This is a genomic window from Corynebacterium mycetoides, from assembly GCF_900103625.1.
Taxonomy (GTDB): Bacteria; Actinomycetota; Actinomycetes; order Mycobacteriales; family Mycobacteriaceae; genus Corynebacterium; species Corynebacterium mycetoides.
In genome coordinates, this window is sequence record NZ_LT629700.1 from 2,055,201 (window position 1) to 2,076,153 (window position 20,953).

Sequence of the window (20,953 nt, forward strand, 5' to 3'; positions counted from 1 at the left end):
CCGCCGCCGGCGCCCGGGAACCACGGGGCGCCACTTCCTCTAAACTGTGGGTTTGCACACAGATTTTTTTATGAATCGGCCAACGACGAGGGAAGGACAGCTGATGGCTACCTCCACAGCGCCCCGCAAGGCGTACACGGACGAGCAGGGCATAGAGCGGGTGAGCAAGCAGCAGGACAACGGCCCAGCTGACGAAGTGGCGAAGAAGGCGCCGCCCGTCGCGCACCTGCTCCGCATGAACGAGCGATTCGCGAAGGAGGGCGGCAACCAGCTCTCCGCCGGGATCACCTACTTCTCCGTTCTCGCGCTGTTCCCGCTGACGATGCTGCTGTTCGCGGGCATGGGGTTCTTCCTCGCCGCGCGGCCCGACCTTATCGACCGGATTCAGGAGCAGATCCACACCTCCCTCGGCGGGGATGTCGGAGCCGCCGTCTCCCAGCTCGTGGACACCGCCATCGCGCAGCGCGGCGCCGTCGCCGGCGTCGGTTTGCTCACAACCCTGTGGTCGGGCCTCGGATGGATGAACAACCTGCGCGTGGGCATCTCCGCGATGTGGAAGCTCGACGCGAACGAGGGCGGCAATTTCGTTGTGAAGAAGCTCTGGGACCTGCTCGGGCTCATCGGCCTGATCCTCCTGTTCATCCTCGCGTTCGGTGTCACCGCTGTGGGCACGTCGTCAATCACCACGTCCGTGATGGATCAGCTCGGCCTGGGCAACTTCCCGGGCGCGCGTTTCGTGGTGTGGCTGGTCGGCCTCGCCGCCGGCGTGCTGGCGAACTTCCTCGTCATGGCGTGGCTGGTCATCTTCATGCCCCGCACCAAGGTGCCGCTGCGCTCCGGGCTCAAGGGCGCCCTCCTCGGCGCCGTGGTCTTCGAGCTGATCAAGCAGTTCGCCACCATCATCGTGGGCGCCGCGACGAACAACCCGGCGGGCGCGATCTTCGGCCCGATCATCGCGCTGATGGTGGTGCTCTACCTCGTGTGGCGCGTGGTCCTCTACGTGTCGGCGTGGACGGCCACCACGGAGGAGTCGCTCGCCGCCCACAAGACGGAGGTGCCGGAGCCGGCCGTGATCAACGTCCGCGGCGCGGCCGCCACGCAGGTCAAGCCGCGCAAGGGTGCGGCCATCGGGGTGGGCGCGGCCGTGGGCGCTATCGGTGTCGGCCTGCTCTCCTTGTTGACGCGCGACTGATCCACCACGCGATTCCCGCCAGGGCGAGGACACCGGCTACGACGCCGGCTGACGCCCACGGGAACGCCCCCTTGTCCGGGCCCGCGGCAGCGACCGCGGGCTTTTCGACGTCCGGCGCCGGCGCATCCGTCGCAGCCGCGGTCTCAGTCGCCGAGGCGTGAGCGGCCGCGACCTCGAGCGTTGCGACGGGCGCGCCCTCGAACTTGTAGGCCTCGTGCAAGAGCTGCTGCGCCTGCTCCCAGGGCCGGGCGCGGTCGGCTGTCGTGTCCAGGATCACGGCCGCAAGGCGGCGCCCCGAGTGGTTGACGGCGCCGACGAACGTGTGGTTGGCGTCGTCGGTGAAGCCCGTCTTGCCGCCGATGCCGTCCGGGTCGTTGAGGTAGAGCGCGTTGTCGTTCCACACCTCGAAACCGGGCAAGTCCCCGAACCCGGGGAAGGGGTAGGAGGGAGTGTCCACGATGTCGGCGAAGGTCTCGTTCTCAAACGCGGCGCGGTAGGCCAGGGCCATGTCCCACGCGGAGGTGGACATTCCCGGGCTGTCGAGCCCCGTGTACGTGGTTACCCTGGTGTCTTCCATGCCGAGCTCGGCGGCGAGCGCGTTGACCTTGCGCAGCGTCGCCTCGTCGCCGCCGAGGCTCTGTGCCAGCGCGTGGGCGGCGTCGTTGCCCGACGCCATCAGCAGGCCGTGGAGCAGGTCGTTGACGGTGTACTCACCACCCGGCCCGATGCCGACGGCCGAACCCTCCATCTGCGCGGATTCGTCGCCGACGGGCACTGTGGTGTCGAGGGGGAGCTCGCGGATGGCGACGAGCGCGAGCAGGACTTTGATGATGGAGGCCGGCCGGTAGCGCCCGTGCGGGTCCTTCATGGCGACGATCTCACCAGAATCGATGTCCGCGACGACCCAGGCGGAGGCTAAAACGGAGTCGCTCACCGTGAAACCGGCGGGCGCCACCACGCCGCACGGGCCCCGGTAATGCACGGGCAGCGCCACCGGCGCAGCGTCCGGGGCCACCGCCTCCGAGGTCGTTCTGGGTTCCGGGGGCCACGTCGCCTGCGGGCAGCTGTCGGTGTGCGGCGCCGTCGCCCGGGTGGTGCGGGTCGGTTCTGGCACCGGGATGCCGGGCGCCGCCGATACTGGCACCGTCATTGACACCACAGAGCATGTGCAGGCGAGCGACAACACCGTGTTGGCCGCGCCGAGTCGTAGGGTCTTCATCGCCGAGCAGTGTACGCGTGACGTCGACACGCGCCCGTGCGCGACGTGAGCTTTTGGGTTTCAACTCGGGGTAGCCTTGGGTAAAAGGCGCTCTGACCTGCATAAACTAAGGCTTACCTGGCTTGCGGAGGTGTCACTAAAGGCGCAAGATGATCCTCATGACACCTTCAAACACACCTTCATCATCCACTTCATCATCCACTTCATCATCCACTTCATCATCCGCACCCGTCGAGATCTCAGCGGGCCTCAATGAGCGGCTGAACAAGCTCCGCGCCGCGGTTCTCGGCGCCAACGACGGCATCGTCTCCACCGCGGCGGTCGTCGTCGGCGTGGCGGGCGCTACCCCAGACATCCGCGCCATCGCGTCCGCCGGCATCGCGGCCGTCATCGGCGGCGCCATCTCGATGTCGCTGGGCGAGTACGTCTCGGTGTCCTCGCAGCGCGACACCGAGCGCGCCTACATCGCCAAAGAGACCGCGCTGCAATACGCCGACCCGGAGGCCGAGTTCGAACACTTAGTCGCGGCGTACGAGCAGTCGGGCTTGACCCACGCGACCGCCGTACAGGTGGCCAAGGAGCGCACCGCTTCCGACCCGCTCAAGGCCCACCTGGAGGTGCATTACGGCATCAACGAGGCGGATCTGGTCAACCCCTGGTCCGCCGCGGTCGCATCGTTCCTCGCGTTTTCCGTGGGTGCGGTGCTGCCGCTTATCGCCGTGCTTTTGCCGCCGGACGCGTGGCGCGTCCCCGTTACCTTCGCGGTCACCCTGGTTGCGCTCGCCATCACCGGCGCGGTGTCCGCCCGCATCGGCGACGCCGACCCGAAGCGCGCCGTCGTCCGCCTTCTCATCGGCGGCGCGCTGGGGCTAGCGGTCACCTTCGGGGTCGGCTGGATTTTCGGTACGACCGCCCTCTAGCTCTTCCCGTTGGTAGGAGTCGCCGCGCCAATCAAGCCCGACTCCCTCCTCCTCGGAAGGTTGTGTCCCGCCGGAGCCCGACCGCTTCCGGTGGGACGCGGCTTTCGTGGCCAGCTCCGCCACGTGCGAGACGGTGGTGTTGACGGGTGCGAACTCGGTGTTGGCGGGCACTTTCCACCCCAGGTGGTAGGAGAGCAGGAAAATGGACAGGCTCGTCAGCGGCCCTAAAATTGCGCCCGCCGCCATGTGGCCAGTGTCGGCGCCGATGAGAGTCACCACCGCGCCGGCGATGGCGGGGATCACGGTGGGTTGGTTGTTGGCGAACAGCGCCGGTTCCTGGCCCGTAAGAACGTCCCGGATGATGCTGCCGCCCGTGGCGGTGAGCACACCCATCATGATTGTCGGCAGGACGGGAAGCCCGTAGGTAATCGCCTTGAAAGCGCCGACGGAGGCCCAGAGCGCGGAGATAAGCGCGTCGCCGTGCGTCCTGATCACTTCCCACGCCATCCCCTTGAAGTAGGTGAACCGGGCGATCAGCGCCCCGGCGAAGGCGAGGATCAGGTACTCCGGTGTGGCCATGGCGGCGACCGTTCCGCTGTCGATCAGGACAATCACGAACCATGCCTCCCCCGAGGGCGGAGACCATGGCGATAAAGCCGAAGCCCACGATGTCGTAGCCCTTTTGGCGCGCGATGGTCCCGCCGATGATGCCCATCAGCACAACGCCGATGAAGTCCAGTCAGCGGTAGGCGGAGAGGATGACGGGGTCGACTTGGTCCGGGGTCATTAGGGGATTTAGAACTTGGAGAACCGGTTGATGAGCTGGGACTCCATCTCGTTCCACGTCTCCACCTTGTCGGAGTAAGGGGGAGTGGGGACGTAGCCCCCGGCCTCGGTCGAGCCGAGCATGTAAGCGAGGTAGTCCTGCATGCGCGGGTTGGCCAGCAGCAGGGAGTTCAGGGAATCGTCCTTCGCCCAGTCCGCCGCGTCGGCGAGCAGCTCGTAGGCCTTGCCCATCTGGGCGGTGTCCACCGCCTCGGGCCCCTTCTCAATGTCGGCGGCGATGCCGGCGAAGGAGTAGGCGTTGTCGGGGTGGACAGTAACGGCCAGCTCCCCGGCGTTGGCGGAGACGACGATGTCCTCCCACGTGGACACACCGGCGAGCTCGTGGTCGTCGTTCTCCGTAATCCAGCGGATGAGGTGTTTTCCGGACGGGAAGGTGAAGATCTCGCCGTACTTGCCCAAAAAGACCGGCGCGGTTCCCAGGTAGGTGCGCAGCGTGTACACGGTCTTGCCCCGGACCGTGACCTTGATCGGGTCGATCCCGGCCTTGGACCAGGTAGAGACGTCGTAGGGGTCCTGGGCGGCCGCCCGCGCCTCCCGCTCGCGCCGGGCCTCCTCCTCGGCCTCGGTGCGGGCCGCCTTGGCTGCGGCAATGCGCTTCGTGGCCGCGTCGACTGCGGTGTCGCCAAGAGTCTGCTTATCGACGACGCGGACAGCGCCATCCAGCGAGCGCACGACGTCGGCCCAGTTCGCCAGCACCGCACGCCCCACGCCGGACCATTCGCTGAGACCGCTCTCGCCCGCGTAGTGCTCCGAACCTCGCTCAACGTTGGCCAGCACCGAATGCGAGGCGAAGAAGATCTGCGCCTGCTCCGCCGCGGCGACGTCGGCAAGCGAGCGGGAGATCTGGAACACGCCCGCGAGCTTGGAGACGTTCTCGTGGCTCGGTCGCCCGGCGAGGAAGGCGGGCGCGCCGATGATGTCGTAGTAGTTCCTCTCGTCCGGCACCACCTTGTCGTCGGCCTGCGCGGCGAACTGTGCCCACTGCGGGTGGTCCGTCAGGTCGTGGGGCGCGCCCGAGTCGAGGTAGGCGAGGAGCTCCTCCGGGGAGCCGAAGGCCAAAACGGAGTTGTCGTCTCCCAAAAACGCCTGCCACTGCGCACCGTTTTCCTTCCAGGCGGGTGCCCACAAGGTGAAGACGTCGCCGGCGGAAAGAGACAGTTTGACGGGGAGAATCGCGCGCGTGCTCATCGGGCTCATGGTGCGCAACTGTACTAAACCGCTAACCCGTCGGGCGCCAAAAGCCCTTGAACGGCATGCCGATGTTCGAGGTGCGCACCGGGTTCATCTGCACCGGGTCGCCCGCCTCGATGTACATGCCGTCGCCCGCGTACATGGCCACGTGCCCGTCCCACACCGCGAGGTCCCCCGGCTGGAGCTGGTCGTAGGACACCTGGGTGCCTATCGCCTGCTCGTGCGCCATGCGGGGCAGATCCACCCCGGCCTGCTTGTAGGCCCAGGAGGTCAGCCCGGAGCAGTCGAATCCTCCCGGCCCCGTGCCGCCCCACACGTACGGCGCGCCGAGCTGGCTCTTGGCGGCTTCCACCGCGGCTCGCCCCGCGGCGCTTCCCTCTGCGGCATCTTCCGGGCCGTCTGTCGTGTTTTCTGCTGTGGCCTCCTCCTCCGGCAGTACGGCTTCCTTCTCCGCGGCGGCCGCCTCCATGGCGACGGGCCCGGACCCGGCCAGCGTGTGCAGCTCCTCCGTGGCGCGTTGGGCCGCTGGCGCGGGCGCCAGCGACGGCTCGGCTTCCAAGGCCGCGGCCACCTCCAGCATCCGGGAAGTGTGCGGGTGCAGGTCCTTCTCCAACTGCTCCAGCCGGCGCTGCACGTCCGTGAGCGCGCCGGAGGCGATCTCGGCGAGCTTGGCCGCCACCTGCATGGGCGCCCCGGGCACAAGTGCGAGTGGGAGGAGCGCGGCGGCCTGCCCGAGGTAGCGCTGCGCGATGGCCACGATGTCCGCCCCCGCTTTCGCAACGAGCCCGGCGGCGGCGACCGCCGCGTCATCGATCGCGCCGCGGTTCGCCGACAGTGCGTCCGCGGCGCGCCCCACCCGGCCGGGATCCGCGCCTACGATGCGCGCCAGCTCAGCAGCCTCGGAAAGGCTCGGGAGGGCCGGGACGGCGACGGGCCCGGTAAAGCGCGGGATTCTCGCCGCGACCGCGGACAGCACCTCGGCGGGGGAGATCACGGCAGCATCGCCCCCAGTCTGCGGGCAGAAGCGGTATCGACGGCGGTGGCCGCCTCGACGGTGAGATCCATGACGTCGGCCAGCCTGAGCGCCTCCTCGCGCAGCATCACGCCGCGCTCGTTGGCGCGTTCAACAGCCCGGGCGAGAGCGGCGTCGAAAGCGGCGGTCGGGCCCGGACCGGGGTGGCCGGGCGGGGTAGTGATGTCGGCGATGGAGGAGGCGGCAGTGCGCAGGGCGCGAGTGAGTTCCGCGACCGCCGGCGCGTCCACAACGAAACTGTTCATGCCTTCCTTAGACGGCGCGGCGCCCCGGCAGGTTCCATCGCGCGGCATATTGACCGTTAGCATGGGGGACATGGACGTTACCGTTGTGCGCCACCCTCTGGCCGCCTCCCGCCTGACCATCATGCGCGACGAGCGCAGCAACAACGCCGCGTTCCGCGCGGCGCTGGCGGACCTCGGCGGGATGCTCATCTACGAGGCCTCCCGCGACCTCGAGGTGGAGCACTTCCCCTGCCACACCCCCGTCGGGGAAGCAGACGGCGTGCAGCTGGCCAAGCCTCCCATCATCGTGCCCATCATCCGCGCGGGCCTCGGCATGATCGACTCTGCGCTGTCGATGATCCCCGACGCGCAAGTCGGCTTCATCGGCCTGGCGCGCGACGAGGAAACGCACGAGCCGGTGCCGTACCTCGAGGCGTTGCCGCAGGACCTCTCCGGCCAGCCGGTCTTCCTCGTCGACCCGATGCTCGCCACCGGCGGGTCCCTCATCCACGCCATTGACCTGTTGACGGGCCGCGGCGCCGACGACATCACGTGTATTTGCATTGTGTCGGCGCAGGCGGGCGTCGACAAGCTCGAGGCCCATAGCCCGCACGTGCGGCTGATCACGGCGGCGGTGGACCCCGAGCTCAACGCGGACGCCTACATCGTGCCGGGCTTGGGCGACGCCGGCGACAGGCTGTACGGGCCGCGCAACATCAACCTGTAGTAGTCTCGGGCGCGTCCACGGGGGACAGTTTTTCTACACGACATACACAGCGGGGGGCTGTTATGGCGGACATCATGCCGCAATCGAATTGGGCCAGTTACGGGTTCGCGCTCGCGGAGCGACTGCGCGCGCTGCGCGAGATGAGGGGGTTGAGCCAGCGCAGGCTGGCGGAGCTGTCGGGGGTGTCGCGGAGCTTGATTTCGAACCTGGAGCGCAACCAGTACAACACGTCGCGCTCGGCAGATCCCACGCTTTCGACCGTCTACCGCATCGCGCACGCGCTGCACGTGCCGCCGCTGGCGCTGCTGCCGGCGCCGGACTCGGTGGTGGAGCCGAGGTGCTCGGAGACCGCGGCGGCCGTGATGCCGGTGCGCGCCGTGTGGCCGGCGTCGCCCGAGGATACCGCGCGTTTCGACGACGCCCACCTCGCCGGCTCCTAGCCACGGGCCGCGCGATGTACCGCTTTGTCTAGTTGGTAAACTCTGCACGACGCACTATTCGCACTTTTTATAGGTCGTAAGCAGGGAGGACCACAGTGGGTGAAGCGGGCACAGGATCCGGCATACTCGCCGGCGTGAGCGAGTGGATGCGCGTGAACGAAGCTGACGTGCTGAGCTGGCGGCGCCACATCCACGCGCACCCCGAGCTCTCCCACGAGGAAGTGGAGACGACGGCGTTCATCTCGCGGGTGCTCACGGACCACGGCATGAACCCCGTGCCGTTCCCGGGCACGGGCCTCTACGTCGACATTGGGCCGGACGGGGGAGACCGGCTGGCGTTCCGCGCCGACATCGACGCGCTCCGCGTCGCCGAGATCTCCGGCCTCGAGTTCGCCTCCGGCACCCCCGGCGTGTCGCACTCCTGCGGCCACGACGTCCACACCACCATCTGTCTGGCCCTGGCGTGCGCGCTGTCGGAGCAAGAGCTCGAGCACGGGGTCCGCATCATCTTCCAGCCGGCGGAGGAAGTGATGGGCGGGGGAGCCATCGACGTCATCCGCTGGGGCGGGCTGAAAAACGTCGCGGCCATCTACGCGCTGCACGTGGAGCCGTCGATACGCGTGGGCCAGATCGGGGTGCGCACGGGGGCGATTACCTCGGCCGCGGACGTGATCAGTTTGGAGATCACGGGCCCCGGCGGGCACACCTCGCGGCCGCAGAAGACGGCGGACGTGGTCTACGCGCTCGGCGCCGTGGTCACGCAGCTTCCCGCGCTGCTGTCGCGGCGCGTGGACCCGCGCACGGGCACGGTCGTCGCCTTCGGCGCGGTGGAGGCGGGCGGAGCCGCCAACGCGATCCCGAAGGCCGGCCGGCTCAAGGGCACCATCCGCACCTCGGACATCGGCACGTGGCGGGCGCTCGAAGGGCTGATCACCGAGCTCGTCGGCCAGATTCTGGCTCCCACCGGGTGCGACTTCGACCTGCACTACACGCGCGGTGTGCCGCCCGTGCTGAACGACGACGTGGCAACCGCCCTGGTCGTCGAGGCGGGTCGCTCGGTGGACCCGCACGCCGTGGTCTCCGCCCCGCAGTCCTCCGGCGGCGAGGACTTCTCGTGGTACCTCGAGCACGTGCCCGGGGCGATGGTGCGCCTCGGCGCGTGGAGCGGCAAGGGGTCGAAGCAGGACCTGCACCAGGGGGATTTGGTCGTGGACGAGAAGTCGATCGGGGTGGGCGTGCGCCTGTTCGGGGCGGTGGCGGAGAAGTACTTCGCCGCTGTCGCCGTTGACGAGGGGTGAATGTAGACTTGCCTTCCGTCAACGTGGTCGTCTATTAGAGCGTGAGCTCACGGAGGAATAGCTAGGTGTCCAAGAAGATCGTCATCATCGGTGGTGGCCCCGCAGGCTACGAAGCCGCGCTCGCCGGCTCGAAGTACGGGGCGGACATCACCTTGATCGAGAATCGGGCCATCGGCGGTTCCGCGATCAACCTCGACGTCGTGCCGTCGAAGGGGTTCATCGCGGCCTCCAACATCAAGACAGACCTGCGCCGCGCCGACGACATGGGGCTCAACCACGGCCTCGGCGAGGCGAGCCTGCTCATCACCGCGCTGAACAACCGCGTGGTCGCGCTCGCCTCGGAGCAGGCCCGCGACGTGAAGAAGCAGCTGGAGCGCGCCGGGATCAAGATCATTAACGGCAAGGGAGCCCTGTCGTCGGAGCAGACGGGCCACACCACCCACAGCGTGAAGGTCACCTACCCCGACGGCACGTTCGAGCGTGTCGACGCCGACATGGTGCTTGTGTGCACCGGGGCCTCCCCGCGCGTGATCAAGGGCGCGGAGCCCGACGGCAAGCGCATCCTCAATTGGCGCCAGGTCTACGACCTGATTGAGCAGCCCGAGCACCTGATTGTGGTCGGCTCCGGCGTCACCGGCGCGGAGTTCGTCTCCGCCTTCGCCGAGCTGGGAGTCAAGGTCACCATGGTGTCCTCCGGCAGCCGAATCCTGCCGCATGACGACGCGGATGCGGCCGACGTCCTAGAGACGGTGCTGGCGGGCCGCGGCGTGGAGCTGGTCAAGGACGCTTACGCCGACAGCGTGGTCAACACGGGCGACGGTGTCGTGGTGACCACGAAGGACGGGCGCACCATCGAGGGTTCGCACTGCATCATGTCCATCGGTTCGATCCCCAACACGAAGGATCTCGGCCTCGAGGCCAACGGCGTGTCTATGACCCCGTCGGGGCACATCCACGTGGACCGTGTCTCGCGCACCAATGTCGCTGGCGTGTACGCGGCGGGCGACTGCTCTGATCTCATGCCGCTGGCGTCGGTGGCCGCGATGCAGGGGCGCATCGCCATGCACCACGCGCTCGGCGAGGGCGTGGAGCCGCTGCGTTTGAAGACGGTGGGCAACGCCGTGTTCACCCGCCCGGAGATCGCCGCCGTGGGCGTGACCGAGCAGCAGATCACCAACGGCGAGGTGGATGCCGACGTGGTCAAGCTCGATCTGGAGACCAACCCGCGCGCGAAGATGCGCTCGCTGCAGCACGGCTTTGTCAAGATCTTCGCGCGCAAGGGCTCAGGCCAGGTGCTCGGCGGGGTGATCGTGGCCCCGACTGCCTCCGAGCTGATTCTCTCCCTGACGATTGCTGTGACCAACAACCTGAGCGTGTCCCAGCTCGCAGAGTCCATGGCGGTCTACCCGTCACTGTCCGGCTCGATCACCGAGGCCGCGCGCCGCCTGGTCACCTCCACCGACCTGGATTAACGGGACTCACCGTCCGCGTTGCGCGGCGCCGGCAGCTTCGGGAACGCCCGCTGCGGGCATGCTTCACGGGGGCAGGTTTCGCACCCCGGGCCGATCGGCGTGGCCGATCGCAAGCTGAGGTCAAGGCCGTCCGCGTAGACGAGCTTGCCGGCGTGCGCGATGTCGCACCCGAGCGCGACGGCGTTCTCCTGCCGGGGCGCGCCGAACCCCGCGGTGGGTCCCTGCACCATCCGCGCCACCCACAGGTAGCGGGTGCCGTCGGGCATCACGGAGACCTGGCGGGTCACCCGGTTCGGGGTGTCGAACGCGCGGTGGACCACCCACAGCGGGCACGTCCCGCCCGTCACCGCGAAGGGGAACGAGGTGGTGGACTGCCTCTTGGAAATGTTGCCGGCGCGGTCGGTCCGGATGAAGAAGAAAGGGACGGCTGCCGCGCCGGGGCGCTGCAGCGTGCCCAGCCGCTGGCAGGTGGATTCGAAGCTGGTGCCGAAGCGCGAGGAGATCACCTCGATGTCGTAGCGGGTGCTTTCCGCCGCGTGGAGGATTTCCGTGTACGGCATGGTCACGGCGGCCGCGAAGTACTGCGCCAGCCCGTGGCGGGCGATGCGGCGGGCGGGGGAGTCCGGCTTTAAGGTGTCCGGGTGCGCGTCCAGGTGGGCGTCGATAAGCGGGGCGAAGGTGCTCAGCCCGTAGTGGTAGGCCATCTTGAAGCACTGCTGGGCCTCAGTGAGCCCCGTGCGCAGGCGGAGCTCGCGGGCGGGGACGTCGTAGACGGAGCGCGGCCCGCCGACGTCCTGGTTGAAGCGGACGGTGACGCCGAGATTTTTGTCGAAGGCCGCGGCGAGGCTGGTCAACCTCGCCTGGCGCCCGCGGGCGGCGGCGGCGAGCTCTTCGGCGGCGCGGTCGAGGTCGGCGAAGTGGTTGCGGTTGTCCTGGAAGAAAGTCCGCACAGCGGCGTACGGGTTGGCGGCGCCGATGCCGAGGCTCGAGGGAATGGCCACGATGGCGTCGGCGACGGCGGGGTAGCGCGCGGCCATGTCCCGCACGACGGCCGGGGCGACGCCGGGGAGCAGCCCGGCGAGTTCGGTGAGCGTGCGGCGCTCGTCATCGCCGGAAAAGTAGGCGGGGTCGAGGCCGAAAACGCTGGTGAGCCCGACCAGGACGGAGACGGTCAAGGGACGCTAGTTGTTCTCCAGCTGGTTGAGGTAGCTCGTGGAGATGCCGAGGCGCTGGGCCATGTCCACCTGGGTCAGGTCGTTATCCCGGCGGACCGTCCGAATCCGTCCCCCCGCGTAGAGCTTGGCCACCGCCCGCACCCGCCTTTCTCCGCCGTGAACTGCATTTTTACAAAGTTTACAAAATGGGCTTATTTTGCACTCGAAACTTCGCATTCTAGATCATGGCGTCGGTCACATTCCCTCTCTTACTATGAGGTGAACCATTCAATCCGGAGTGCCTCAAGGAGTAACGCATACCCATGATCAACCACGAAGTACGCACCCACCGTTCCGCCGAGGAGTTCCCGATCGAGGAGCACCTGGCTTACAAGGTGGCCAAAGTCGCCGCCGACCCGGTCGAGGTCCCCGAGGACACCAAGGACATGATCATCAACCGGATCATCGACACCCGACGCGGATCACATCCGCGACGTTGCGCTGACACTGCTGACCAAGCTGCCCACCATCGTGGCCCTCGACATCCGCCGCCGCAGGGGCGAGGGATACATCGAGCCTGACGTGAACCGGGGCTACGCGGAGAACTTCCTGTGGATGGTCTTCGGCGACGGCGAGGGCTCGCCCGCCACGATCCCCTCCGACATCGAGGCGTTTGAAAAGTCGATGATCCTCTACGCGGAGCACTCCTTCAACGCCTCCACGTTCACCGCCCGCGTGATCACCTCCACCAACTCGGACGCGTGGTCGGCCGTCACCGGCGCCATCGGCGCGCTCAAGGGCCCGCTCCACGGCGGCGCCAACGAATTCGTCATGCACAACTTCGTCGAGATCGGCGACCCGGCGAAGGCCGAGGAGTGGACGCTTGCCAAGCTGAAGAACAAAGAGCTTGTCATGGGCTTCGGCCACCGCGTGTACAAGAAGGGCGACTCGCGCGTTCCCACCATGGAGGCGTGCTTCAAAAAGCTCGCCTCCGAGCACCCGGAGAAGGACTCGCAGAAGTGGGTCGAGATCTACGACATCATGGCTAAGACCATGTACGACAACACCTCGATCCGCATCATGCCGAACCTGGATTTTCCGGCGGGCCCCGCCTACCACATCCTCGGTTTCGACATCGAGTTCTTCACTCCGCTGTTCGTGATGGCGCGTATTACCGGCTGGACCGCCCACATCATCGAGCAGTACAACAACCCGACGATCATCCGCCCGCTGGCCGCGTACAACGGGCCGGACGAGCGCCACGTACCGGCGAAGTAACCCGCCGCGTGCGACGATGAGGCTCCTCCCGGATATTGTTTCGGGGGGAGCCTGTCTCATGACGCCATTCGATCCACCTTAACGTCACTTGAAGGGAAAGGACCGGTTTAACATGACCACGCAAGACCTTCCGCACTTCGACAAAGTTCTTGTCGCCAACCGCGGCGAGATTGCCGTGCGCGCCTTCCGCGCCGCGTTCGAGACAGGCGCCAAGACGGTCGCCGTCTACCCGCGCGAGGACCGCAACTCCTTCCACCGCCCGTTCGCGGACGAGGCGGTCCAGATCGGTGTGGAGGGTCAGCCGGTCCGCGCTTACCTGGACATCGACGAGATCATCGCCGCCGCGAAGAAGACCGGCGCGGACGCCGTCTACCCGGGCTACGGCTTCCTCTCCGAGCGCGCGGAGCTGGCCCGCGCCTGCGCGGACAACGGAATCCGCTTCATCGGCCCGTCGCCGGAAACGCTCGACCTCACGGGCGACAAGGCGGCGGCGGTGCATGCGGCCGAGCGCGCCGGGCTGCCCACGCTGAAGGACTCGGAGCCCTCGGATGACCCGGCGCAGCTGGCCGAGTACGCCAAGGCGTTCGAGTTCCCCGTCTTTGTCAAGGCCGTCGCCGGCGGCGGCGGGCGCGGGATGAGGTTTGTGGAGCGTGCGGAGGACATCGAAAAGCTCGCTGCGGAAGCTTCGCGCGAGGCGGAGGCGGCCTTCGGCGACTCCCGCGTCTACATCGAGCGCGCGGTGATCAACCCGCAGCACATCGAGGTGCAGATTCTTGCCGACGGCCACGGCAACGTCATGCATCTCTTCGAGCGCGACTGCTCGCTGCAGCGCCGCCACCAAAAGGTCGTCGAGATTGCGCCGGCCCAGCACATTACAAACGAGCAGCGCGAGCGCATCTGCGCGGACGCGGTGCGGTTCTGCCAGGAGATCAACTACGAGGGCGCGGGCACGGTCGAGTTCCTCGTCGACGAAAAGGGCAACCACGTCTTCATCGAGATGAACCCGCGCGTCCAGGTCGAGCACACCGTGACCGAGGAGGTCACCGGCGTGGACATCGTGCGCTCCCAGCTCTACATCGCCGCGGGCGCCACGCTTGCCGACCTCGGCCTGAGCCAGGACACCGTGCGGCTGACCGGCGCTGCCCTGCAGTGCCGCATTACCACCGAGGACCCGGCCAACGGGTTTCGGCCCGACGCGGGCCTGATCACCGGGTACCGCTCGCCGGGCGGCGCGGGCGTGCGTCTCGACGGCTCCGTGGGCGTGGGCACCGAAATCACCCCCAACTTCGATTCCCTTCTGGTGAAGATGACCTGCCGCGGCAAGGACTTTCAGGTTGCGGTCGACCGTTCCCTGCGCGCGCTCAACGAGTTCACCGTGACCGGTGTGTCCACCAACATCGGGTTCCTCCGCGTGCTCTTGTCCGACCCGGACTTCCGCTACAAGCGGATCAACACCAACTTCATCGCCGAGCACCCCCACCTGCTCGAGGCCCCGGCCGCCGCGGACGACGCCGGGCGCATCCTGGACTACGTCGCCTCCGTGACCGTCAACCAGCCCAACGGCCCGCGCCCGACGAACATCGCGCCGTCGAAGAAGCTGCCCGAGCGGTCCTACGGCGAGCTGCCCCGCGGCTCCCGGGACGACCTGCTCGAGCTCGGCCCGGTCAAGTGGGCGGAGAAGCTGCGCGCCCAACCCGCCCTCGGCGTGACCGACACGACGTTCCGCGACGCGCACCAGTCCCTGCTGGCCACCCGCATCCGCACCAACACGCTGATCGCGGCCGCCAAGCACGTCGGCCACCTCACCCCGCAGCTGACCTCGGTAGAGGCGTGGGGCGGGGCGACGTACGACGTGGCGATGCGCTTTTTGCACGAGTCGCCGTGGATGCGTCTCGACGAAATGCGCGAGGCGTTGCCGAACGTGAACCTGCAGATGCTGCTGCGCGGCCGCAACACCGTCGGCTACACCCCGTACCCGGACACGGTGACCAAGGCGTTCGTCGCGGAGGCGGCCCGCGGCGGCATCGACATCTTCCGCATCTTCGACGCGCTGAACGACGTCTCCCAGATGCGCCCGGCCATCGACGCGGTGCTGGAGACGAACACCACCGTCGCCGAGGTGGCGATGGCGTACTCCGGAAACCTCCTTGACCCGAAGGAGGACCTGTACACGCTGGATTACTACCTGCGTCTGGCGGAGAAGATCGTGGACACCGGCGCGCACGTGCTGGCGATCAAGGACATGGCGGGGCTCATGCGCCCGGCCGCCGCGACTCGCCTGGTGGGCGCGCTGCGCGAGCGTTTCGACCTGCCGATCCACGTGCACACCCACGACACCGCGGGCGGACAGTTGGCCACCTACTTCGCGGCCGCGGCGGCCGGCGCCGACGTGGTGGACGTGGCGTCTGCGCCGCTGGCGGGCACGACCTCGCAGCCGTCGATGTCGGCGCTGGTCGCCGCGTTTGCGGACACCGATCGCGACACGGGCCTGTCCCTGGAGGCGGTTTCCGACATGGAGCCGTACTGGGAGGCGGTGCGCCAAGTCTACGCCCCCTTCGAGTCCGGGATTCCCGGCCCGACCGGACGGGTGTACAAGCACGAGATCCCGGGCGGGCAGCTCTCCAACTTGCGCACCCAGGCCAACGCCCTGGGTCTGGGGGACCGGTTCGAGCTGATCGAGGACTACTACGCGGCCGTCAACGAGATTCTCGGGCGCCCGACGAAGGTCACCCCGTCGTCCAAGGTGGTCGGGGACCTCGCGCTGCACCTGGTCGGCGCCGGTGTCGACCCGTACGTGTTCGCGGAAAACCCGCGCAAGTACGACATCCCGGAGTCCGTCATCGGGTTCCTGCAGGGTGAGCTGGGGACCCCTCCGGGCGGCTGGCCGCTACTGCGCGACAAGGCTCTCGAGGACCGCACCGTGGTCGACCGCACTGTCGACGTGCCCGAGGAACTCGCCCGCGACCTCGCGTCTGAGGACCGCAAGGTGCGCCGCGCGGCGCTGGACAAGCTGCTGTTTCCGAAACAGTACGCGGAGTTCCTCGAGCACCGCCGCACCTTCGGCATCACCGACCAGCTCTCCGACAAGACGTTCTTCTACGGTCTGGTCGAGGGCGAGGAGAACCTCATCTACTACGGCGAGGTGGACGAGGAAAAGACCCCGCTGGTGGTGCGCTTAGAGGCCATCGGCGACGCCGACGAGAAGGGAATGCGTCAGGTTATCCTCACCGTCAACGGGCAGGTCCGCCCGCTGCGCGTGCGCGACGAGAGCGCCGAGTCCACCGTCGCTGAGGTGGAGAAGGCGGATCCGTCGAATCCGGGGCACGTCGCCGCCCCGTTCGCGGGCGTGGTCAACGTGACCGTCTCGGTCGGCGACGAGGTCAAGGCGGGGGATCAGATCGCCTCGATCGAGGCCATGAAGATGGAGGCGGCGATCTCCGCCCCCACGGACGGCGTCGTCGAGCGGGTCGCCTTGGTGCAGGCCACGAAGGTGGAGGGCGGGGACTTGGTGGCCGTTATCGGGTAAATGTTGCGTTCGGGCAGAAAACTACCCGCTCTGCGCATATTGTTCGGGGCATGAATTCCAAGATGGCGTTGTGCGCGGTCGGCGGCCTTATAGCCGGCGCGCTGAGCGCAGTAGGCCCTGCCCATGCTTCAACCGTCACCGTCTAGCAAGGAACCCCCATCGCGATTGAACAGGAAACCGGGGTCAGCGGATGCACCCTCGGTTTCACTCACGGGGGGCTTGGCTACACAGCCGCCCAGTGCGGAAGGGAGGGCGGGCTGGTGTTCCTGTGGAACCCGGCGACCAACTACGCCACGGGTCGGGCGATAGGACGTTTCCACCCCGACCACGACTACGCTCCGACAGACAATGATCCCGTCTCCGACGACTACGGGTACATCGAGTGGTTCGACAACGTGGTGGTCGGGGACAACGTGGTGGTCGGGGACAACGTCGTTTCCGTGGATGCACTCACGGTCGGGGATCAGCTGTGCTGCCATGGGGCGTCGTCCCACGACGGCACGGAACGCTCCTGCGGGGCCGTAGTCGACATCGACGGTGGCACCGTTATCTACGACGGCCCGATCAGCGCCCGGGGCGACTCAGGCGGTCCCGTGTGGGCGCCCGGGCGCGGATTCGTCGCCGTGACCTCGGGCGAGCTGCAGGTGTTCACCTCCAACACCGGCTGGCGCTCGTACAACGCTGCTGTCGCACCACAGCTGCGCGCGGCGCCCGCTACCTCGAGCCCCGTCACCTCGAGCCCCGTCACCTCGAGCCCCGCCTCCGCGCCGGAAACCTCCGTCGCCGACGTGGAACCGGCAGAGGTGGAACCGGTGAGGGCGGAACCGGCGGAGGTGGTCCCGCAGAAAGCCAACGGCGGATTCGGCGCCGCGATCATTGCGGTCGTCGTGGCGCTGCTGGCGGTGTTAGGAATCGGAGCGGCCGCGGCGGTGAACCTCGGGCTGTTGTAGCCCGGTAGCCCCATGGCCCGGTTCGAGCGCGAGCACCATGACGTTGTCCGCGTCCGCGTCGGTAAACCCGAACTTTTCGTAGCGGTGCCGGGCGCGCGGGTTGTCAGGGTCGACCCACAACGCGATCTGGCGCGCGCCGTGTGAGCGCGCCAGGTCGCACGCCGCCTGGAGGAGCTGTTCGCCGAGCGCGTTTCCGGCGTAGCGGTTCTCCACCGCGATGGCCAGCTCGGGAACGTCGGGGCGAATGAAGGCGTGGCCCTCGGCGGGGGACTGCCAGTACCGCAGCCAGACGCCGCCGGCGGGTGTGCGGAACTCGTCGAAGGCGATGATCCCGCCGTCGCGCTCGGGGTCCCAGTTGTCGACGTAATTTTCCACGCCGTCCAAAGCGTCGTCGCCGAGGGCTCGGCCTTCATCGCCGAAAACCTCCGTCAGGAAATTCAGGCGGCGGATGTACGTCCGGTCGGACTCGGTTGCGGGGTGAAATGCGAACTCCATGCACTCCACCCTAACGTGGTGCTATTTAAGCTCCATGAGGACGGCGCCCTTGTTCACCTGCGCGCCCTGCACAGCGGCGAGGCCGGTCACGGTGCCGGACTTGTGGGCCTTGACGGGGTTCTCCATCTTCATGGCCTCCAGGACGAGCACGACGTCTCCCTCGGAGACCTCGTCGCCCTCGGACACGTGGACCTTGATCACGGTGCCCTGCATGGGCGCGGCGACGGCGTCGCCGGAGGCGGCCACCTTGGAGCCGGCGGAGCGGCGCTTCCTCGGCTTCCTACGCGGCCCGGATCCCAGAACGAGGGAGTGGGGGAGAGCGACCTCGATGCGGCGTCCGTTGACCTCCACCGCGAACGTGCGGGTGGGTTCCTGGCCTCCGTCCTCGTCGGTGCCGGTGTCGGCATCGGCGTAAGCCGGGATCTCGCCGCCCCATTCCTCTTCGATCCAGCGGGTGTACACGCTGAAGGACTCCCCGCCGCCGACGAAGGCGGGATCATTGAGTACCGACTGGTGGAACGGGATCACCGTGGGCAGGCCGGAGACGGTGTATTCCGACAGGGCGCGCTTCGCGCGCTCGATCGCCTCCCCGCGGGTCTCGCCGTAGACGATGAGCTTGGCCAGCATGGAGTCGAACTGCCCGCCGACCACGGAACCGGCGCGCACGCCGGAATCCACACGCACGCCCGGCCCGGTCGGCTCGGCGTACTCGGTCACGGTGCCCGGCGCCGGCATGAAGTTCGCGCCCGCGTCCTCGCCGTTAATGCGGAACTCGATTGCGTGGCCGCGGGGGGCCGGATCCTCCGTCAGGCGCAGGACCTCGCCCTCCGCGATGCGAAACTGCTCGCGCACCAGGTCAATGCCCGCGGTGAGCTCAGTGACGGGGTGTTCGACCTGGAGGCGGGTGTTGACTTCCAGGAAGGAGATCAGCCCGTCCGAGCCGACCAGGTACTCCACGGTGCCGGCTCCGTAGTACCCCACCTCGCGGCAGATCGCCTTCGCCGAGGAGTGGATCCGCTCGCGCTGCTCGTCCGTGAGGAAGGGGGCGGGGGCCTCCTCGACGAGCTTTTGGAACCGGCGCTGCAGCGAGCAGTCGCGCGTGCCGACGACGATCACGTTGCCGTGCTGGTCCGCCAGGACCTGGGCCTCGACGTGGCGCGCCTTGTCCAGGTAGCGCTCCACGAAGCACTCGCCGCGGCCGAAGGCGGCCACTGCCTCGCGGGTGGCGGACTCGAACAGCTCAGGGATCTCCTCGCGGGTGTGGGCGACCTTCATGCCGCGGCCGCCGCCGCCGAACGCGGCCTTGATGGCCACGGGCAGGCCGTGCTCGTCGGCGAACGCGAGCACCTCGTCGGCGTCGGCGACGGGCTCCTCCGTGCCCGGGGCCATGGGCGCGTTTGCCGCTTTGGCGATGTGGCGGGCGGTTACCTTGTCCCCGAGGGCGGCGATGGCCTCAGGCGAGGGGCCGATCCACGTCAGGCCGGCGTCGATGACGCGGCGGGCGAACTCGGCGTTTTCCGAGAGGAAGCCGTAGCCGGGGTGGATCGCGTCCGCCCCGGAGTCCGCGGCGGCCTTGAGGATTTTGTCGATGTCCAGGTAAGACTCGGCGGCGCTGGAACCCCCGAGTGCGAAGGCTTCGTCCGCCAGCTCGACGAACGGTGCGGCGGCGTCCGGTTCCGCATAGACGGCCACGGAGGCAATTCCCGCGTCCTTGGTGGCGCGGATGACGCGTACGGCAATTTCACCGCGGTTGGCGATGAGCACCTTCTTCAACTTTGACACGACTGTGGTTCCGTCCTTACTACGACTACGACACTACGACTACGACAATGTCGGCACAACTCGGTTTCAACCTGCTTACAGCCCGTTATAACCGCACCATGGGCGACAATGTTACAGGTCGCCTCGGTGACCGGAAACTTAGCTGCAGCAAACCTACCTTAGCGTAGGTTAGTCCGCCGAGCGCTCAATGGGAACCCCCACCAGGTTGCCCCACTCCGCCCAGGACCCGTCGTACAGCGAGGCCTGCTCGAACCCGAGAACGTATCGCAGGATGTACCACGTGTGCGCGGCAGCCGCGCCCAAGTCGCAGTAGGTCACGGTGGGTTTAGCCGGGTCGAGGCCGGAGTAGACCTCCTCAATCTCCGCGCGGGTCTTGAACCGCGCGTTCGGGTGCACCGCGTTGCCCCACGGGATGTTTCCCGCGCCCGGGATGTGGCCGTGGCGCAGGCTCAAACTCGGGCCCTCGGGGGCGCACCCGGCGTAGTCCTCGGGCGCGCGGACGTCGATAAGCTGGGCGGGGGCCTGGTCGCGGACAGCGGCGACGAAGGTGCGGATCGCCGCGTCCTCGCGCTCCACCACCGGGTAGTCGGTCTCGGGGAGCACCGGGACGGCGAACGACGTGTCGCGTTCCTCGCCCATCCAGGCGTCGCGCCCGCCGTCGAGAAGCCGCACGTCGGGGTGGCCGAAGAGCTCGAACACCCACGCGGTGTAGGCGGCCCACCAGTTCGCGGAATCGCCGTAGACGACGACCGTGTCCTCGCGGGAAATCCCGCGGGAGCGCATCAGCGCGGCGAACGCTTCGCCGCCGATGACGTCGCGGCGGACGGGATCGTTCAAGTCACGGTTCCAGCCGATGCGCACCGCGCCGGGAATATGGCCGATGTCGTAGAGGAAGGCGTCCCCGTCCGACTCCACGATTTTGAGACCGTTTATCCCCAACCGCGCGGAGAGCCAGGCGGCGGAGACGAACTTTTCCGGGTTGGCGAACTCCTGGAACAGCGGATGCGGGTCATGCTCGACGCCCATGAGCTACCTTTCCTTGGGGCCGGTTCGTACGTGTTCCCACCTTACAGCGCCGCCCCACGGCCCCTGTTGTGGCGTAGGTAACGCAAACGCCTACTTGCCCAGCGGCGGGGGCCCGCGCCCCATAAACTTTGCACCGCACGCCGTGCATGCGCGGCCGCAACCCGTGCCCGGTTACCCGCA

17 protein-coding genes and 3 pseudogenes are annotated in these 20,953 nt (G+C 67.9%); 10 read left to right on the forward strand and 10 right to left on the reverse strand.

Features of this window, described 5'->3' with window-relative positions; translation table 11 throughout:
- The first annotated feature begins 103 nt into the window (after nt 1–103).
- The gene (locus tag BLS40_RS09945) at nt 104–1,192 is read left to right on the forward strand and encodes a YhjD/YihY/BrkB family envelope integrity protein (RefSeq protein WP_092151738.1); all 1,089 of its coding nucleotides are present in this window, start codon (nt 104–106) and stop codon (nt 1,190–1,192) included.
- Here the strand turns inward: BLS40_RS09945 and BLS40_RS09950 are convergent.
- Entirely contained in the window at nt 1,152–2,411 is a 1,260-nt protein-coding gene (locus BLS40_RS09950; RefSeq protein WP_092151740.1) for a D-alanyl-D-alanine carboxypeptidase family protein, read from the reverse strand. The genes BLS40_RS09945 and BLS40_RS09950 overlap by 41 nt on opposite strands.
- Before the next feature lie 158 nt (nt 2,412–2,569).
- Here BLS40_RS09950 and BLS40_RS09955 point away from each other — a divergent pair, with 158 nt between their 5' ends.
- The gene (locus tag BLS40_RS09955) at nt 2,570–3,331 is read left to right on the forward strand and encodes a VIT1/CCC1 transporter family protein (RefSeq protein WP_092152268.1); all 762 of its coding nucleotides are present in this window, start codon (nt 2,570–2,572) and stop codon (nt 3,329–3,331) included.
- On the opposite strand, the gene BLS40_RS09960 is transcribed toward BLS40_RS09955, so the two are convergent.
- The 5 genes and pseudogenes from BLS40_RS09960 to BLS40_RS09975 form a co-directional block, all read right to left on the reverse strand.
- Entirely contained in the window at nt 3,281–3,946 is a 666-nt protein-coding gene (locus BLS40_RS09960; RefSeq protein WP_331710849.1) for a trimeric intracellular cation channel family protein, read from the reverse strand. The genes BLS40_RS09955 and BLS40_RS09960 overlap by 51 nt on opposite strands.
- 55 nt (nt 3,947–4,001) lie before the next feature.
- Nucleotides 4,002–4,046, reverse strand: a pseudogene (locus tag BLS40_RS11330) (hypothetical protein); the annotation flags it as partial.
- Between the two features lie 80 nt (nt 4,047–4,126).
- Nucleotides 4,127–5,365: a hypothetical protein gene (locus BLS40_RS09965; RefSeq protein ID WP_092151742.1), complete on the reverse strand. Its 1,239-nt coding sequence runs from the start codon at nt 5,363–5,365 to the stop codon at nt 4,127–4,129.
- A gap of 31 nt (nt 5,366–5,396) precedes the next feature.
- Nucleotides 5,397–6,362: a C40 family peptidase gene (locus BLS40_RS11315; protein ID WP_092151744.1), complete on the reverse strand. Its 966-nt coding sequence runs from the start codon at nt 6,360–6,362 to the stop codon at nt 5,397–5,399.
- Entirely contained in the window at nt 6,359–6,646 is a 288-nt protein-coding gene (locus tag BLS40_RS09975) for a hypothetical protein (RefSeq protein ID WP_092151746.1), read from the reverse strand. The genes BLS40_RS11315 and BLS40_RS09975 overlap by 4 nt, the downstream gene beginning before the upstream one ends.
- Before the next feature lie 70 nt (nt 6,647–6,716).
- Here BLS40_RS09975 and upp point away from each other — a divergent pair, with 70 nt between their 5' ends.
- The 4 genes from upp to BLS40_RS09995 all read left to right on the forward strand — a co-directional run bounded on the left by upp (nt 6,717) and on the right by BLS40_RS09995 (nt 10,562).
- On the forward strand, nt 6,717–7,352 hold the full coding sequence (upp, locus tag BLS40_RS09980; protein ID WP_092152269.1) for a uracil phosphoribosyltransferase: 636 nt from the start codon (nt 6,717–6,719) through the stop codon (nt 7,350–7,352).
- Between the two features lie 74 nt (nt 7,353–7,426).
- Nucleotides 7,427–7,792 carry a helix-turn-helix domain-containing protein gene (locus BLS40_RS09985; protein ID WP_407922407.1) on the forward strand — a complete coding sequence of 122 codons (366 nt, stop codon included), beginning with the start codon at nt 7,427–7,429 and terminating at the stop codon, nt 7,790–7,792.
- Nucleotides 7,793–7,938: 146 nt separating this feature from the next.
- On the forward strand, nt 7,939–9,090 hold the full coding sequence (locus BLS40_RS09990) for an amidohydrolase (RefSeq protein ID WP_092152270.1): 1,152 nt from the start codon (nt 7,939–7,941) through the stop codon (nt 9,088–9,090).
- Between the two features lie 65 nt (nt 9,091–9,155).
- The gene (locus BLS40_RS09995; protein WP_092151750.1) at nt 9,156–10,562 is read left to right on the forward strand and encodes an NAD(P)H-quinone dehydrogenase; all 1,407 of its coding nucleotides are present in this window, start codon (nt 9,156–9,158) and stop codon (nt 10,560–10,562) included.
- On the opposite strand, the pseudogene BLS40_RS10000 reads toward BLS40_RS09995, so the two are convergent.
- A pseudogene (locus tag BLS40_RS10000) lies at nt 10,559–11,869 on the reverse strand (helix-turn-helix domain-containing protein). The gene BLS40_RS09995 and the pseudogene BLS40_RS10000 overlap by 4 nt on opposite strands.
- 170 nt (nt 11,870–12,039) lie before the next feature.
- Between BLS40_RS10000 and BLS40_RS10005 the strand changes: the two are divergent.
- The 4 genes and pseudogenes from BLS40_RS10005 (at nt 12,040) to BLS40_RS10020 (ending at nt 17,470) form a co-directional block, all read left to right on the forward strand.
- The gene (locus BLS40_RS10005) at nt 12,040–12,297 is read left to right on the forward strand and encodes a hypothetical protein (protein WP_092151752.1); all 258 of its coding nucleotides are present in this window, start codon (nt 12,040–12,042) and stop codon (nt 12,295–12,297) included.
- Nucleotides 12,185–12,994: pseudogene (locus BLS40_RS10010) on the forward strand (citrate/2-methylcitrate synthase); the annotation flags it as partial. The gene BLS40_RS10005 and the pseudogene BLS40_RS10010, both read left to right, overlap by 113 nt.
- A 112-nt stretch (nt 12,995–13,106) precedes the next feature.
- Nucleotides 13,107–16,520, forward strand: a complete 3,414-nt coding sequence (locus BLS40_RS10015) for a pyruvate carboxylase (protein WP_092151754.1) — start codon at nt 13,107–13,109, stop codon at nt 16,518–16,520.
- A gap of 260 nt (nt 16,521–16,780) precedes the next feature.
- A complete protein-coding gene (locus BLS40_RS10020; RefSeq protein WP_092151756.1) occupies nt 16,781–17,470 on the forward strand; it encodes a hypothetical protein in 690 nt (229 codons plus the stop codon).
- On the opposite strand, the gene BLS40_RS10025 is transcribed toward BLS40_RS10020, so the two are convergent.
- The 3 genes from BLS40_RS10025 to BLS40_RS10035 form a co-directional block, all read right to left on the reverse strand.
- Nucleotides 17,426–17,965, reverse strand: a complete 540-nt coding sequence (locus tag BLS40_RS10025) for a GNAT family N-acetyltransferase (protein WP_092151757.1) — start codon at nt 17,963–17,965, stop codon at nt 17,426–17,428. The genes BLS40_RS10020 and BLS40_RS10025 overlap by 45 nt on opposite strands.
- A gap of 21 nt (nt 17,966–17,986) precedes the next feature.
- Nucleotides 17,987–19,747 carry an acetyl/propionyl/methylcrotonyl-CoA carboxylase subunit alpha gene (locus BLS40_RS10030; protein ID WP_092151759.1) on the reverse strand — a complete coding sequence of 587 codons (1,761 nt, stop codon included), beginning with the start codon at nt 19,745–19,747 and terminating at the stop codon, nt 17,987–17,989.
- Nucleotides 19,748–19,915: 168 nt separating this feature from the next.
- Nucleotides 19,916–20,773, reverse strand: coding sequence for a sulfurtransferase (locus tag BLS40_RS10035; RefSeq protein WP_092151761.1), 858 nt, complete (start codon nt 20,771–20,773; stop codon nt 19,916–19,918).
- Between the last annotated feature and the right edge of the window lie 180 nt (nt 20,774–20,953).